Raw genomic sequence first — 15,082 nt, forward strand, 5'->3', positions numbered from 1 at the left:
CTCATGCCGCTCAATCCGCGCCGCCCTGGGTCTCTTGTCGCGCTCCTCTTGCTGACGGTCGCCGTGGGCCCCTGGGCCTCCGGCTGCCGCCGCGTGGTGCGGCCGGACCTGGGGCAGGACCGGACGGTGGAAGCGGGCGTGCCGGTCGACCTCGGCTCGCAGCGCGAGGACGCCACCACCGTCACCTGGGACTTCGGTGACGGCAGCGACGCCCAGACGGCGCCGTGGGTGTCCCACGCCTTCTCCCGGGCAGGCGCCTATACCGTGCGCGCCCTGCACGAGGGAGAAGAGGTCGGCCGCGTCCAGTTGACGGTGGTGCCTCGGCCGGTGCTGCGCGCGGTGCCCTCCAGCGCGCGCACCGTCATGTGGCTGCCCGAGCTGCGTGGCCATGTGGACCTGTTGATGGACTTCTATGCGCGCCTCGTGGGGCCGGAGAATGCGCGGCGAGCCGTGGAGTCCTCTCCGCTGCTGCCGCTGCTCTTCGCGGACCTGGAGGACGGCACCGGGACGGTGGTGGACCCCGACGAGGGCTTCGGCTTCTTCCTGCTCCCGGAGTTCGACGGCGTCGTGACGCTGCTGGGCATCACGGAGCCGGAGGCGGCCCTGAAGGCCGTCGCCAACGAGCTGGAGCGGGCGGGGCACGGCCCGATGCCGCAGCCGGACGGCTCCGTCATCGTGGAGCCCGCGTCTGGTGGCCCCCCGATGTTGCTCTTCGAGGACCGGGGCTACCTCTATCTCGCCGTGCCGGAGGGGCTGGAGGAGCCCGACGAAGGCGAGCCGCAGCAGGCGCAGGTGCTGGCCATCCCCGACGCGGAGGTGGCACGCCAGGCGGTGCGGAGCCTCGCGGGGCCGGGCATCTCCGAGGATGCGCTGCTGACCGAGCTGCGAGGGAAGGTGGCGAACGGCAGCGTGTATCTCTTCTCCGGGCAGCAGCCCGGTGTGACGCCTGATGAAGAAGGCACCCACCCGATTCGGGGCTTCGCCGCGTCGCTGGCGGTGAAGCCAGAGCGGTTGGACCTGGATGGGTTCCTGGCCTCGTCGACGCCGCTGTTCCAGGGCGCCCGCGCGCCCGCGTCGGCGTTGCTGAAGGACGCGGAGCTGGGGCCCATCGCCGCGGCGCAGATTTCCGTGCCGCCCGAGGAGCTGGCTCGGCTGGCGTTCGGCGCGCCGGGCTCCGAGCGCCGCGAGCGAATGGTGGCGTCCTGGCGTCGTGAAGGACTGGACGTGGAGGCGTTGCTCGAGGCGCTGCGCGGCGACGTGGTGCTGCGCGCGTACTTCGACATCCCGGCCTTCTTCCGCAACTTCATCCGGAACAAGCGGCCCGACCTCAAGGGCTCCATCGTGGTCGAAGCGGGGCTGACGGCGTCGGAGCCCGTGCGGGCGCTCGTGCAGCAGCAGTTGGAGGATTCCGTGCTGCGCTACACGACGCAGCAGGAGGCGAATGGCACGCTCTTCCGGACGCGGCTTCGGGAGCAGCCGGTGGAGCTGCGAATCACGCCCGAGCGTGCCAGCCTGCTGGCGGGGGAGCTGCTGCAGGGGCGTCCTCGCGGAGACGTGGGCGCCGAGCTGCGGGAGCGCTTCGGCGGCGAGGCCTTCAGCTCGGGCCACGTGTCGGTGATGGTGGATCTGGGCCGGCTGCGCGCGGACCTGCGCGCGGCGGAGAAGGTGCCCGGCGTGCCGGGGCCGTTGCTGGGGGCGACGAAGGCGCTCTCGGGGGCGCTGCTGGACCGGATTACGCCGCTGGACTCGGGCTTCCTCGACTTCAGCCCGGTGGAGGGCGGTGGCCGGCTCAAGGGGCGCCTGTCCCTGCGCGCGGCGCAGGAGGCCTCACGTTGAGCGGCGGCACGGCGGAAGCCGGGAGCGTGCGCGTCACCGTCCTCTACTTCGCCGCGGCTCGCGAGCGCACCGGGCAGGCCCGTGAGTCCCTGGACGTACCCGAAGGCGCGCAGGTACGGGACGTGTTGCAGCTGCTGACCGCCAGGTACGCGGCGCTGGCGCCACTCCTGCCACACCTTCGCGTGGCGGTGGACCAGGAGTTCGTCGGGCCAGATGCCCCGGTGCGCGATGGGGCGGAGGTGGCGCTGATTCCTCCCGTGGCGGGAGGCGCACCTGGGAAGTTCCAGGTGGTGGACCGGCCCCTGCGGCTGGAAGAGGTGGTGGAGGCCGTCAGCGGAGAGGCGTACGGCGGGCTGGTGACGTTCAGCGGCTCCGTGCGCAACCAGACGAAGGGCCGGCGCGTGTTGCGCTTGGAGTACGAGGCCTACGCGCCCATGGCGGAGAAGAAGCTGGCGGAGATTGGCGCGGAGGCCGCGGAGCGGTTTCCCGGTGTGCGCCTGTCCATCATCCACCGCGTGGGGACGCTGGTGCCCGGCGAGCTGGCCGTCGTCATCGCCGCGGCGTCGCCGCACCGGAAGGAGGCGTTCGGTGGCTGCGAGTACGCCATCGAGCGGCTCAAGCAGGACGTCCCCATCTGGAAGAAGGAGTTCTTCGAGGATGGGGAGGTCTGGGTCGGCCTGGGGCCCTGAAGCGCCAGCTCAGCGGACGCGCAGGAAGGCGGGGACCGTGACGCCGTCACCGCCGTCGGGCTGCGTGCCGAGCTCTTCCTCCGTGAGCGGACGCAGGGGCGTGTCCAGGCCCATGGCCTTGCGGCGCTCGGCTTCCTTGTCGGCGGCCATCTTCATGGCGCGGACCTTGGATTCCTCCATGCGCTGGGGCGTGGGGCCCGCGATGAGGAAGCCCACCGGGAGGCTGAGGAAGAGCATGCTCACGATGATGAGCCAGCCGAAGTCCTTCCACTGGAGCCGGTTGACCTGCTCCTTCACGACGGAGCCCTGGATGCGCAGCGAGAGCTGGCCTTCCGAGAGGCGGAGCGTCATGCCCTCCGCGAGCTCCACCGTGGTGCGCCCGTCCTGCTGGTGCAGGTCCGTCTTCGGCACGGCGGCGAAGGCGTCGCCTTTGATGGCGCGCTCGGCACGGGCAGCGGGCGGCAGGTGGATGCGCCAGCCCTGCGCGGTGCGCTCGGCGAGCAGGAACGGCTCTTCGGGCAGGGTGAAGCCGTAGAGCGGCAGCGGCGCCGTCTCATCCGGGGCGGCGTGGACATTCGAATGCTCCGGCCCGTAGCTCCACGCCTCGGACAGATTGTCGCCCCAGTACAGCTCACAGAAGATTCCACCGCCTGCCTTGGTGTTCATCGCGGGGGGAAGCATAGGGCCTTGCATGGCTCGCGGCTCCTTCATCGACCAGGAGACGTCTTCCGAAAGACGGCCGACGCCCGGTGGGTCCCTGGACAGCCGGGCGGCGGGCTGGGTTCCGTCCCAGGAGGGAGAGGCGGAAACCCCCGCCGCGCCGCGGGAGCAGGGCCCCGCGGCGCGGTTTGGGGACGTCTGCTAGGTCTCGCCGGAGCTTTCCGCCAGCGCGACTTCCGTCAGGACGCCTTGACGGCTCCGGAGGCGCTGAAGCGCCGTCAACGTCACCCCTGCCATCAAGGCCGCGTATCCCACCAGTGGCCACGCCGTGTCGCCGTCCAGCAGGACGATCATCAGCGTGCCGAGGACGCCGACGATGAGGCTCTGGATGCAGAAGTAGAGCGCGACCGCCGTTCCCGCCACATCACCAAAGGCCTGGAGTGCGCCATTGGCGGTGACGGACACGGAGAACACGATGCCCGCCGAGATGAGCCACATCGGCGCGACGAACGTCCAGAATGACGGTGTCGCCAGGAGCTGCCCGGCCGTCAGGAGCCCCGCGCCCAGCAGCAACAGTCCCATGCCTCGCGTGAGGCTTCCCGCCAGTCCCCAGCTCGCCACGAAGCGCTTCGCGAAGCGGGTCGTCAGAATCATCGCGAGCGCGGCGGTGGCGAAGGCCAGACTGAACCCGAGCTCGGAGAAGCCGGCCTGACCGATGAGCACCCGGGGCGCCGTGGAGAAGAACACGAAGAAGGCGCCCATGGCCGCGCTGAAGCCCAGGGTGTACGTCCAGAACGTGGCGCTGCGCAGGATGTGCCGGAGCGCGGGCCGCGGCTGGGGGCCCTGGGCCGGGCGCGACTCATGCCACCGCGGCAGGGCTTGCAGCAGCGCCGCCGTCGCCAGGATGCCGAGCGTGATGAAGATGGCTCGCCATCCCAAGTGCTGCATGAGCAGCGCCCCCGCGATGGGGCCGAGCGCGGGGACGAAGGCCAGCATGGCGCTGAACAGGCTGTAGAGGGTCGCGCTCTCGGGGCGCTCCGCATAGACATCGCGGACCGTCGCGAACGTGGCGACGAGGGCCGCGGAGGCCCCCACGGCCTGGAGGAGCCGGAGGCCGACGAACAGCGCGGCCTCCGAGGTTCCCGCGAGCAGGAAGGATGCGGCCGCGAACAGGAGGGCGCCTGTCAGCAGCACGGGTCGCCGGCCGATGCGGTCGGAGACCGGGCCGAACACCATCTGCCCGAGCCCGAGCACCGCCAGGTACAGGCTCAAGGTGAGCTGGACGATGGCGGGGGAGGTGTTGAGGATTCCGGGCATCGCCGGAACGACAGGCAGGTAGATGTCCATGGCCAGTGAGGCCAGGAGGTCGAACGGAGCCATCAGCAACAGCGCTGCTGGCACGGAGTGGTTCCAAGACGGGGATTTGAAGTCAGGCACGATTGCATCCGCACAAATGAGGAACATCTGGCGGCGCTCTGCCTCTCCACGGGTACGGGGATGCGCTGGAGCAGAGGGCCGCGGCAACGGTTGACGTGTCGCCGCGGCTCACTCATCTGCGGATTCGGTGCTTCCCATCTCGCTGGCTCCCATGCGGCGCGTCCGCGCTCGAAGGTCGGGGCTGGGTGTCGCAATCACGACAGGACTGGAACCGCGTCCGCCGTGACCGGACGGGACGACGACGTCGAGATTTCCTGACAGCAGGTGCCGCGCGCGGTGCGTGGGCTCCAGCAGGGTGGCGCCGAGGGCAGAGCCGGGTGTTGTCTATGGCCCCGCGTCGGCTGTCCCGGTAGCGCCGGCGTCAGGGGGCGCGTTCGTGCCAGCGCCCGTGCCCGCATCCTGGGCCGGCGAGTCCTCCAGGCCGAGCCGCGCCGGCAACGCGCGCCGAATCTCCGCGGTCGCCATCAACACCACGGCCACGGCGATTCCCAGGAACCCCACCGTCTGCGCCACCGTCTCCACGCGAGGGGGAATCCGTCGGCCGCTCGCCGCCTCGACGAGGAGCAGCACCACGCGGCCACCATCCAGCCCGGGCACGGGCAGCAACGTCAACAGCGCCAGCACCACCGACGCGGCCACCAGGGTCCGCAGCAGGGCATCCGTCCCGGACGCCATCGCATCCGCGGACTCCTGCCGCACCAGCGCTCCGGGGCTCGCCGCGTCCGCGCTCTCCAGCCCGTGCCGCATCATCCGGTTCAACAGCGCCACGCCTTCCGCGGCCACCTTGCCGGTGTGCGTGAACGAATGGCTCAGCGCCTCACCCGCGCTGTGCGCCTTGTAGACGTACTGCTGGCTCACCCCGATGCGGCCCGTGCCGCGCTCATCCCGCCGGGGCCGCACCACCACCGAGCGCGCATCACCGCCGCGCTCCACGTCCAGCTCCAGCGGGACGCCCGGCGCCGCGCCCACCTTCTCCACGAACTCCGACCAGCTCCGCAGCGGCTGCTCCGCGACCTTGACGATGCGGTCCCCTGGCAGCAGCTGCGCCCGCGCCGCCTCCGAGCCCGGCTGCACCGTCCCCACCGTCAGCGGCACCACCACGTGCGTGCCCGACGTGTACAGCGCGAACAGGACGCCCAGCGCGAGCGCATAGTTGGCCAGCGGCCCCGCCAGGATGATGAGGATGCGCAGCAGCGGCCCTCGCGCCGCGAAGCCCGCCGCCTCGTCCGCGTCCGCGCGGTGCGGGTTCATCCCCTGCAGGTGCGCCGTGGCGCCCAGGGGCACCGCCGCCACCACGTACTGCGTCCCCCACAGCCGGAAGGACACCAGCGGGGGACCAAAACCGAACACGAAGCGGGGCACCCGCACACCGAGCAGCCGCGCGGCGACGAGGTGCCCCAGCTCGTGGAGGGTCAGCAGGCCTCCCAGGGCGAGCAGGACGAGCGCGTAGTGCATCCTCCCGCGCCGCTCCTAGAGCTTCCGCCGCTGACCGGTCCGCTTGTACGTCACGTAGTCGGACAGGATGGTGTCGTGGTCGAAGCACAGGTCCTTCGGCAGGTCATCCACGCGGAAGGCGCGGGCTTCGGCCGCGTCGTCGGCGCCCTTCGGTTCACCTTCGGCCGAGCCGATGTAGACGGTGGAGATGTTGTGCTGCCGCGGATCCCTCCGGGGGTCCGAGTACGTGAAGAACTGCTCCGACAGCTTCACGTGAAGGCCCGTCTCTTCCAGGACCTCGCGCACGGCGGCGACGTCGAGCGGCTCGCCCTCGTCCACGAAGCCACCCGGCAGGGCCCAGCCGACAGGCGGATTCGCGCGCCGGATGAGGACGAGGCGTTCACCGGGCAGCTCGATGATGCAGTCCACGGTGGGCTTGGGGTTGCGGTATTCGGGCATGACCCCCAGTCTACCCGCTGCCGTCACGCTCGCACTTCCTAGATGCGGGCCGTGGGGTATGGTGCGCGCCGTGTCGACTCCGAGACGCCATCGCCTCGTCCTCTCCGGTCTGCTCCTGGCGTGCCTGGCGGGCTGCCTGCCCCGCGCCCAGGAGCCGGGTGATTACGTCTTCGAGCCCGTCGAGGTGCTCCGCGACGACTGCGGGCTGCTGGAGACCAACCGCGGCCAGCTCTACGGCACCCTGCAGATCAGCGGGCGCGTCGTCCGCCTGGACTTCGGGTTCCTGGACAGCCACCTCGTGGGCTATTTCCTGGAGGACGGTGAGCACTTCTCCATCGACGGGAGCGTGGTCAAGGCCGCAGCCGAGGTGAACGGCCAGGAGTGCCTGTTGGATCAGATCAACATCCACATCGACGGCACGACGCAGTGCGAAACGCAGTTCAACGGCGTGCTGCGGGTCCGCTACGACACGCGCCGCCCCGACGAATGCGTCTGCGAGATGTGGCTGCGCTACGAGGCCGTCAAGGAATCGAAGCGCTGTGACACGGAGGGTTGAGACGCGCACCCTGGGTTCCTAGAACAGGGTGGCATTGTCCACGCTGGAGGAACGCATGGCGGATTCGAAGCATGAGATTCACTCGGTCCTGACGGAAGCACGCGTCTTTGCGCCGCCAGAGGCGTTCGCCCGGCGCGCGCACATCCGGAGCATGGCGCAGTACCAGCAGCTCTGGGACGAAGCCGCGAAGGACCCGGACAGGTACTGGGGCGACCGCGCCCGCGAGGAGCTGTACTGGAAGGAGCCCTTCCAGACGGTGCTCGACTGGAAGCCGCCGCACGCGCGGTGGTTCGTCGAGGGCAAGACGAACCTGGCCTACAACTGTCTGGACCGGCACCTGGCCACCCGCAAGGACAAGCCCGCCATCCTCTTCGAGGGCGAGCCCGGCGACCGCCGCGCCCTCACGTACGGCGAGCTGTCCACCGAGGTGAACAAGCTTTCCAACGCGCTCAAGTCGCTGGGCGTCCGGAAGGGCGACCGGGTGGGCATCTACCTGCCCATGGTGCCCGAGGCCGCGGTGGCCATGCTGGCGTGCGCTCGCATCGGCGCGGTGCACTCGGTGGTGTTCGGAGGCTTCTCCGCGGAGGCGCTCCAGGAGCGGATGAACGACGCGGGCGCGAAGGTGCTGCTCACCGCGGACGGCGGCTGGCGCAAGGGCGCGGTGGTGCCGCTCCTGACGAACGTGGAGGCCGCGCTGCCGAACATGCCCACCATGGAGAAGGTGGTGGTGCTCCGCCGCACGGGCAGCACGCTGGCGCTGTCCGGGCCCAAGCTGGTGGCGTGGGACGCGCTGGTCAGCGGACAGTCCGCGGAATGTGAACCGGAGTGGGTGGAGAGCGAGCACCCGCTGTTCATCCTCTACACGTCGGGCTCCACCGGGAAGCCCAAGGGCGTGCTGCACACCACGGGCGGCTACGCGGTGAACACGTCGCTCACCATGCGCTGGGTGTTCGACCTGCGCGAAGACGACGTCTACTGGTGCACCGCCGACGTGGGCTGGGTGACGGGCCACTCCTACGTCGTCTACGGGCCGCTGATGAACGGCGTCACCACCGTCCTCTACGAGGGCGCGCCCACCCAGCCGGGGCCGGACCGCTTCTGGGACATCATCGCGCGGTACAAGGCCACCATCCTCTACACCGCGCCCACCGCCATCCGCGCCTTCATGCGCCTGGGCGAGGAGCCGGTGCGCAAGCATGACCTGTCCTCGCTGCGGCTGCTGGGCAGCGTGGGAGAGCCCATCAACCCCGAGGCGTGGATGTGGTACCGCGACGTCATCGGCGGGGGCCGCTGCCCCGTGGTGGACACGTGGTGGCAGACGGAGACGGGCGGCATCATGGTGTCGCCGCTCCCGGGCGCCACGCCGACGAAGCCTGGCTCGGCCACGCTGCCGCTGCCCGGCATCCACGCGGAAATCCTGGACCGCGAGGGCAACAAGGTGCCGCGAGGGCAGGGCGGGCTGCTCTTCATCACGCGCCCCTGGCCCTCCATGCTGCGCACCGTGTACGGCGACCCGGACCGCTACGTGCGCACGTACTTCAACGAGCTGCCCGGCATGTACTTCACCGGTGACGGCGCCCGCACGGATGCGGACGGCTACCTCTGGTTGATGGGCCGCGTGGATGACGTGGTCAACGTCGCCGGCCACCGCCTGGGCACCGCCGAGGTGGAGAGCGCGCTGGTGGCGCATGCCACCGTCGCCGAGGCCGCCGTGGTGGGCCGTCCGGATGACTTGAAGGGCACCGCGCTGGTGGCCTTCGTCACCCTGAAGCAGGGCAACACGCCGTCCGACGCGCTGAAGAAGACGCTGGCCGCCCACGTCAGCCGCGAGATTGGCGCCATCGCCCGGCCGGATGAAATCCGCTTCGCGGAGGCGCTGCCGAAGACGCGCTCGGGGAAGATCATGCGCCGGCTGCTGCGTGACGTGGCCGCGGGCAAGCAGGCCTCCGGCGACACCACCACCCTGGAAGACCTCAACGTCCTGGCCGCGCTGCGGCAGAACGACGACTGACGGACACTTGCTCGCACTCCAGGGCAGGGGGCGTCAAAAGTCCCCTCTGTCCTGGGGTGAAAAAGCAGGATTCATTGTTTTTCCGTCTGGAAATGCGTGACTGTCTGGGTGCCTAGCGCTTGTTTCAGCCTACGCAGCACATCCGGTTGAATCGGAACAAACGAATACAGCGGAGCCGTCAAGATAGGCCGGTTGACACTGGAAAGATGCAGAGGCATTAAATGCGCAGCTCGCCCCCCTCCCCGAGCGCCGCGCCTCTCGTTGACAGCGCGACCTTCCCCCCTGGACGTGCTTCATGGATTTCCGAGCTCAACTCGACTCGCCGCTCTTCACCCACTTCATCTCCCACTACTCGCAGCCGACGGGACCTGACCTGCTGGGTCGGACGGAGCCCTTCTTCGAGTGGCAGGAGTCGCGGCGTCAGGCGGGGCTGTGGCCGTACTCGCGGAGCCTGGAGGCGGCACCGACGGCGGAGTGTGGTGTCCGCAGCGAGACGGGGGCGGCGCGCCAGGGGCTGAACTTCGGTTCGCAGGACTACCTGTCCTTGTCCACGCACCCGGCGGTGGTGGAGGCCGCTCAGCGGGCCATCCAGGACTACGGGTTGCACAGCGGGGGCTCGGCGATGCTGGGGGGCAACACGACGCCGTCGCTGATGCTGGAGAAGGCGCTCGCGGAGCACCTGCAGACGCCGCACGTCGCGTTGTTCTCCACCGGCTGGGGCGCGGGCTTCGGCGTCATCGCCGGGCTGGTGCGTCCGGATGACCACGTGGTGCTCGACGCGCTGTCGCACGCGTGCCTCCAGCAGGGCGCCGCCGCCGCGACGACGAACGTGAGCCGCGTGCCGCACCTCAACAACCGCGCCATGCGGCGCAAGCTGCAGGAGATTCGCGCCCGCGACACGCGCAACGCGGTGCTCGTCGTCACCGAGGGCCTGTTCTCCATGGACTCGGACGTGCCGCGGCTGGAGGAGCTCCAGTCCGTCTGCCGTGAGTACGGCGCCGCGCTGCTGGTGGACGTGGCCCATGATTTGGGCGCGATGGGGCCCCGGGGCACGGGCAGCCTGGGCGTGCAGGGCCTGCTGGGGAAGGTGGACCTGGTGGTGGGCGCCTTCTCCAAGACGCTCGCGAGCAACGGCGGCTTCGTGGCCACGCGCTCTCCGGCGGTGCGCCAGTTCATCCGCATCATGGGCGGGCCCCACATCTTCTCCAACGCGCTGCTGCCCATGCAGGCGGCGGTGGTGCTGGAGTCGCTGCGCATCGTCCGCTCGGAAGAGGGCGACGCGCTGCGCGCGAAGGCGCGGGAGAACATCCTGGCGCTGCGCGGGGCCTTCCAGGCGCGGGGCGTGACGTGCCTGGGCGAGCCCTCCAACGTCGTCCCCGTGCAGGTGGGCGACGCGAAGGTGGCGCGGCTGGCCTCGAAGAAGGTGTTCGAGCGCGACATCTTCGCCAACCTGGTGGAGTACCCGGCCGTTCGCTTGCGCGAGACGCGCTTCCGCATGCAGGTGATGGCGTCCCACACGCTGGAGCAGGTCCAGCGGGCCGCCGACGGGGTGTGCGACGCCATCGACGAGGCCCGCGCCGAACTGGAGGTCCGTCCGGCCGCGACGCGCGCGTCCCGCCGCGACGAGCGCCCCCAGGTGGAGCTGTAGCCACCTCGAGCGCCCGCGAGGCGTGGGCGCTCAGGTGTCGTCGAGGCTGGTGGCGCGCAGGTGGGTGACGTCGCCCCACGTCACCAGCCGCCACGCGCCTTCGTGGTAGTCGAACTGATTCCACCCGGCGTTGAGCACGGAGAAGGTGCGCGGCGCCGCGTGCGGAATCCCCAGGCTGTGGCGGAACAGGAGGCTGAGCACGCCTCCGTGCGTCACCACGACCAGCCGCTCACCCCGGTGGCGCGCGCCCAGCTCCTCCAGGCACTCCACCGCGTGGCGCAGCCGCTGGGACGTGCTCTCCCCGCCAGGGACGACGTAGTCCGGCGCACCCCCGGCGTACGCGGCGAAGACGTCCGGGTACTGCAGGCGTGCCTCGTCCCGGGTGAGGCCTTCCAGGATGCCCAGGCCCCGCTCGCGCAGGCGCGTGTCGGCCTGCACGGTGTGGCCCGTGCGCGTGGCGATGCGCCGCGCCGTCTCCTGGGCCCGCCCCAGGTCGCTGCAATAGAGCGCCGAGAAGCGGACGGGCGCCAGGCGCGCGGCCAGGGCGTCCGCCTGACGCAGGCCCACCTGGCTCAGGGTGCTGTCCTGATGTCCCTGGAGGCGCCCCAGGGAGTTCCACTCCGTCTCTCCATGGCGGAGCAGGATGAACTCGGTCGTCATGGACTCAGCGCGTCCGCTCCAGGTGGGTGATGCCTTCCTCCAACAGCGCGGCGACGCCTCGCCTCACCACGTGCACCACCTTGTGGCTGTAGGCCGGCCCACCGTGCGTGTAGTGGCCGCTGACCTTGTGGTGCAGCTCCGTGGCGCCCCACACCAGCACCAGGTCCGCCCAGTCCAGGTCGCTGCGGGCGCGGTCCGCCGTGCGGCGCTCCGTGCCGTCCACCATCCGCAAGTCAATCCGGTGGCCCAGCTTCTCCTCCAGCTCCTCGCGCACGGCCGGCGAGCCGCCCACCACCACCACGCGGCGCACGCCGTAGCGCTGGCAGGTCTCCACGAAGGCCACCTCCGCGCGGCGGTTGGCCGAGCCTCCGCAGCGCTCACAGTGCAGCCGCGGCTCGACGCGAATCGGCTCGCGCCCGCTGGCCTGCGCCACCTTGAGGCACGCGCCCTCCGCGCACACCGGGAAGAAGCGCTCCGTCAGCAGCTCCGCCGCCTTGAGGAGCTTGGGCTCGCTCATGCGCTGGCGGCCGGGCCGGGTGAGGCCCACTTCCTCCAGCACCGCGCGGGTGCGGGAACGGGCCTCGGGCAGGGTGAGGCCTCGCGCGGCCATCCACTCGTCGATGCCCCGGTCGGCGCTCATGACTTCACCACCGTCCGGGAGGGCGCCACGGGGAACAGCTCCGCCTGGAGGGCGGAAGGCGGCGAGCCAGTCGGCAGGCCCAGGGCCTCGCGTACCGGCGCGAAGCTGCGCCGGTGGATGGGCAGCACGCCCTTTTCACGCAGCACCTGCAGGTGCTGCGGCGTGGGGTAGCCCTTGTGCGCGGCGAGCCCGTAGCCCGGGTACTGGGCATCCAGCTCCGCCATCCAGCGGTCGCGCGTCGTCTTCGCCAGGATGGAGGCCGCGGCGATGCTCAGCGACAGGGCGTCCCCCTTGATGATGCCCCTCTGCGGCACCGAGCACTCGGGCACCGTGCGCGCATCCACCAGCAGGTGGTCCGGCTTCACCGACAGCCCCTCCACCGCGCGGCGCATGGCCAGCAGGCCCGCGTGGTAGATGTTGATGCGGTCGATCTCCTCCACCTCCGCGCGGCCCACGGCCCACGCCACCGCGTCGCGCTTGATGGCCTCGGCCAGCGACTCGCGCTTCTCCGCGTCGAGAATCTTCTTCGAGTCATCCAGCCCCTTGAGCCGGAAGCCCTTGGGCAGCACCGCCGCGGCGGCGACCACGGGCCCCGCGAGCGGCGCCATGCCCGCCTCGTCCACGCCGGCGATGTGCGTGTGGCCCTGCTCCCACAGCTCCGTCTCGAAGCGGAGCAGCTTGCGCAGGCGCTGGCCTTCCGCGCGGTTCTTCTCCTGGCGCGAACGGATGCGCCGGGCGAGCGCCTGCGCCCCCGCGCGCGGGTCCGCGTCCAACGCCTCCAGCAAGCCGGCGGGGACGGGGTTGGCCTGGGTGACGAAGCGCGTGGTCAGCTCGGACAGCGCGCACTGAAGCACCTGTTCCACGGTGTCTGCGGACATGATGAGCGCCCGGACCTACCTGGAACGTGTGCTGACATGACCCCATGCGCAGGGAACGCGCTCACGGCGGCAACACAGCCCCGCGGCCCCGTGCACGGAGGAAGCCGACTGGAGGGCCCCCCTGGAAGCAGGGTGGGCCAGACGCGGGGAAGGCTGACGAGCGTCACGCATGTCACCAGCCGTACTCCATGGGGTGGGTGGAGCACAACCACCCTCGCGCCCATTCAGATGAATCCGTGAAGCCGAGGTTGTTTCAGCGTCGCGCGGGGCGGGTCCTACGGATTGAGCTGGAGTTGAAGGGTGGCCGGCTCTGGCTGGCAGTTGCAGGCGTCACACACCCACTCCACCTGCTGGGCCCCGGACACCTTGGCGCCCGCGGTGGCCACCACGCGCACCGCGCTGGGCGCGAGCGATTCGTTGATGGCGGTGCTGACGCCCTGGTCGTCCGTCACGCCGGTGATGCTCACGTTGGAGCTCACATTGGTGCCGGTGACTGTCGCCCCGCGCACGCGCGCGCCCTCCGCGGACAGCACCTCCACCTTGAGCGACACCAACTCCGCCTGGCAGTCGTCCACCGCGCGCTCCATGCGAGGCGCCTGGTCACATGCCGTGAGGAGACCGAACCCAATGAGCCATGAAAACGAGCGTGCGCGAACCATGCCGTGAAGGGTGATGCTGGCGTGCGGGCGCGGCAACGTCTGCATCAGTCGGAAGTCGGAGCCACGCGTTCACTCGCGAAGCGTGCCGCTGCCGTGTCTGGGTAACGGTGGAGCACGTAGCGGTAGACTTCTTCCGCGCGTGGCGCGTCGTGCATCCGCTCGCCCAACACACGCGCCAGAAGTACCAACGCACGGGGCGCGGTGGGCGCATCGGGCGCCGTGTCCGCCGCGGATTCCAACGCCGCTACCGCCAGTGGGAAATTTCCTTCCACGGCCGCGGCCTGTCCGACGAACAGGTGGTGCTCTGGGGACACACGCAGCCGCGGTTGCTGCCGCACGGTGGCGTACAGCGACATCACGCGTGGAACATCGCGGGCGTTCACCGCGGCCGCCAGTGCCTCCAGGGTGTCGTCGCTGGAGGTTCCCGTCTCGGTGGCGGTGGCCGCCGCTCCGGAGAAGGGGAGGGGCCCGGCTTCCCGCAGGGGCGGCGCCATGCGGCTCGGTTGCGCGTCGCCCAGCACGGGGCCCAGGTAGTCTTGCTCCAGGCCATACCCCAGCGCATCGCCCCGCGTGTACAGCAGCAGCCCCACCACGTGCGCGGCGGTGAAGGGGATGACCAGTGTGACGGCTTCGGCCAGCACGCGTGAGATGATGAAGAGGTCCAGCACGCGCAGCAGCAGCGCCACCCCGTGCGTCATGAGGTGGAGGACGCCCAGGCCCATCAGCGTTCCCGCGACCAGCGTGTAGTCCCGTCCCAGCCGGCGGACGATGCGAAGGGTTCCGGGCACGTCGAACAGGGTCAGCAGTGGCTGGCGCGCGGCGGTGATGAGGAGCGCCGCGGGCAGCCAGAGGGCGCCGAGCAGCAGCAGGCCCATCAGCACCGGATCCACCGTCAGCAGTCCGGGGGTGTCCACGCCCCGAAGCCACGCGCCGAGCGCCGAGCGCCCCTCTTGGACGAGCGGGCGCAGCACCGTGACGTAGAGGAACGCGGGCATCCAGACGACGGCGAAGGTCACCACGCCGCGGAGGCCGGGGAGGACCGCGTCATGGAAGTAGTCGCGGTAGTCGGGCGAGCGCAGCGCCGTCTCGCCGCGGGCCGAGTCCCGCGCCAGCGTGAAGAAGGTGCCCCAGAAGACGCCTCCGTAGAGCGTCAGCGGGATGATGGCCGAGAAGGAGATGGCCAGCTCCACCAGCCACCGGAGCGCCGCCAGGAAGACGCTGACCGCCACCATGACCTGCACGCCGGACGGGGTGAAGACGTAGCGCCACGCGCCCTTGAGCCGCCGCGCCACGGACACCCGCCTGCGGGAGGTGAGCAGGGTCTGCGCCACGTCGCCGCAGCGCTCGCATGCCACCAGCTCCACCGTCTGTGCCCGCCGGCCCACCACGCAGTCGGGGCAGAGCGCTTCGTCGCACCGCTCGCAGCGCCATCCGGCCACGGCGGTCCGATGCCGCTGGCAGCGGGGCAGGGGCGCATCCGGTGGAATGATGTGGGGCGATGAGGGGCTCATGGCC

The 15,082-nt window shown here is 70.7% G+C and carries 14 protein-coding genes; 5 read left to right on the forward strand and 9 right to left on the reverse strand.

What is annotated here, in order from left to right; genetic code table 11:
* Positions 1–3 precede the first annotated feature (3 nt).
* Both KGD87_RS01925 and moaD read left to right on the forward strand, forming a co-directional pair.
* A complete protein-coding gene (locus tag KGD87_RS01925) occupies positions 4–1,836 on the forward strand; it encodes a PKD domain-containing protein (RefSeq protein WP_284665874.1) in 1,833 nt (610 codons plus the stop codon).
* Between the two features lie 26 nt (positions 1,837–1,862).
* On the forward strand, positions 1,863–2,525 hold the full coding sequence (moaD, locus tag KGD87_RS01930; RefSeq protein ID WP_284668751.1) for a molybdopterin converting factor subunit 1: 663 nt from the start codon (positions 1,863–1,865) through the stop codon (positions 2,523–2,525).
* A 9-nt stretch (positions 2,526–2,534) separates the two neighbouring features.
* On the opposite strand, the gene KGD87_RS01935 is transcribed toward moaD, so the two are convergent.
* The 4 genes from KGD87_RS01935 to KGD87_RS01950 form a co-directional block, all read right to left on the reverse strand.
* Positions 2,535–3,218 carry a hypothetical protein gene (locus tag KGD87_RS01935; protein ID WP_284665875.1) on the reverse strand — a complete coding sequence of 228 codons (684 nt, stop codon included), beginning with the start codon at positions 3,216–3,218 and terminating at the stop codon, positions 2,535–2,537.
* A 168-nt stretch (positions 3,219–3,386) separates the two neighbouring features.
* Positions 3,387–4,649, reverse strand: a complete 1,263-nt coding sequence (gene cml, locus KGD87_RS01940) for a CmlA/FloR family chloramphenicol efflux MFS transporter (RefSeq protein ID WP_284665876.1) — start codon at positions 4,647–4,649, stop codon at positions 3,387–3,389.
* A gap of 297 nt (positions 4,650–4,946) precedes the next feature.
* Positions 4,947–6,077 (reverse strand): M50 family metallopeptidase, encoded by a 1,131-nt coding sequence (locus KGD87_RS01945; protein ID WP_284665877.1) that lies wholly within the window; start codon positions 6,075–6,077, stop codon positions 4,947–4,949.
* A gap of 15 nt (positions 6,078–6,092) precedes the next feature.
* Positions 6,093–6,515, reverse strand: coding sequence for an NUDIX domain-containing protein (locus KGD87_RS01950; protein ID WP_284665878.1), 423 nt, complete (start codon positions 6,513–6,515; stop codon positions 6,093–6,095).
* A 61-nt stretch (positions 6,516–6,576) separates the two neighbouring features.
* Here KGD87_RS01950 and KGD87_RS01955 point away from each other — a divergent pair, with 61 nt between their 5' ends.
* The 3 genes from KGD87_RS01955 (at position 6,577) to KGD87_RS01965 (ending at position 10,730) form a co-directional block, all read left to right on the forward strand.
* Positions 6,577–7,071, forward strand: a complete 495-nt coding sequence (locus KGD87_RS01955) for a hypothetical protein (RefSeq protein WP_284668752.1) — start codon at positions 6,577–6,579, stop codon at positions 7,069–7,071.
* A gap of 55 nt (positions 7,072–7,126) precedes the next feature.
* Positions 7,127–9,082, forward strand: a complete 1,956-nt coding sequence (acs, locus tag KGD87_RS01960; protein WP_284665879.1) for an acetate--CoA ligase — start codon at positions 7,127–7,129, stop codon at positions 9,080–9,082.
* A gap of 295 nt (positions 9,083–9,377) precedes the next feature.
* Positions 9,378–10,730 (forward strand): aminotransferase class I/II-fold pyridoxal phosphate-dependent enzyme, encoded by a 1,353-nt coding sequence (locus KGD87_RS01965; RefSeq protein WP_284665880.1) that lies wholly within the window; start codon positions 9,378–9,380, stop codon positions 10,728–10,730.
* 30 nt (positions 10,731–10,760) lie between these two features.
* On the opposite strand, the gene KGD87_RS01970 is transcribed toward KGD87_RS01965, so the two are convergent.
* The 5 genes from KGD87_RS01970 to KGD87_RS01990 all read right to left on the reverse strand — a co-directional run bounded on the left by KGD87_RS01970 (position 10,761) and on the right by KGD87_RS01990 (position 15,078).
* Positions 10,761–11,390: a histidine phosphatase family protein gene (locus tag KGD87_RS01970; RefSeq protein ID WP_284665881.1), complete on the reverse strand. Its 630-nt coding sequence runs from the start codon at positions 11,388–11,390 to the stop codon at positions 10,761–10,763.
* 4 nt (positions 11,391–11,394) lie between these two features.
* The gene (locus KGD87_RS01975; protein ID WP_284665882.1) at positions 11,395–12,030 is read right to left on the reverse strand and encodes a hypothetical protein; all 636 of its coding nucleotides are present in this window, start codon (positions 12,028–12,030) and stop codon (positions 11,395–11,397) included.
* A complete protein-coding gene (rnhB, locus tag KGD87_RS01980; protein ID WP_284665883.1) occupies positions 12,027–12,908 on the reverse strand; it encodes a ribonuclease HII in 882 nt (293 codons plus the stop codon). The genes KGD87_RS01975 and rnhB overlap by 4 nt, the downstream gene beginning before the upstream one ends.
* A 275-nt stretch (positions 12,909–13,183) precedes the next feature.
* On the reverse strand, positions 13,184–13,495 hold the full coding sequence (locus KGD87_RS01985; RefSeq protein WP_240358217.1) for a carboxypeptidase regulatory-like domain-containing protein: 312 nt from the start codon (positions 13,493–13,495) through the stop codon (positions 13,184–13,186).
* Positions 13,496–13,611: 116 nt separating this feature from the next.
* Positions 13,612–15,078, reverse strand: coding sequence for a B-box zinc finger protein (locus KGD87_RS01990; RefSeq protein ID WP_284665884.1), 1,467 nt, complete (start codon positions 15,076–15,078; stop codon positions 13,612–13,614).
* Between the last annotated feature and the right edge of the window lie 4 nt (positions 15,079–15,082).

The organism is Myxococcus sp. SDU36, assembly GCF_030168875.1.
Classification (GTDB): Bacteria; Myxococcota; Myxococcia; order Myxococcales; family Myxococcaceae; genus Myxococcus; species Myxococcus vastator.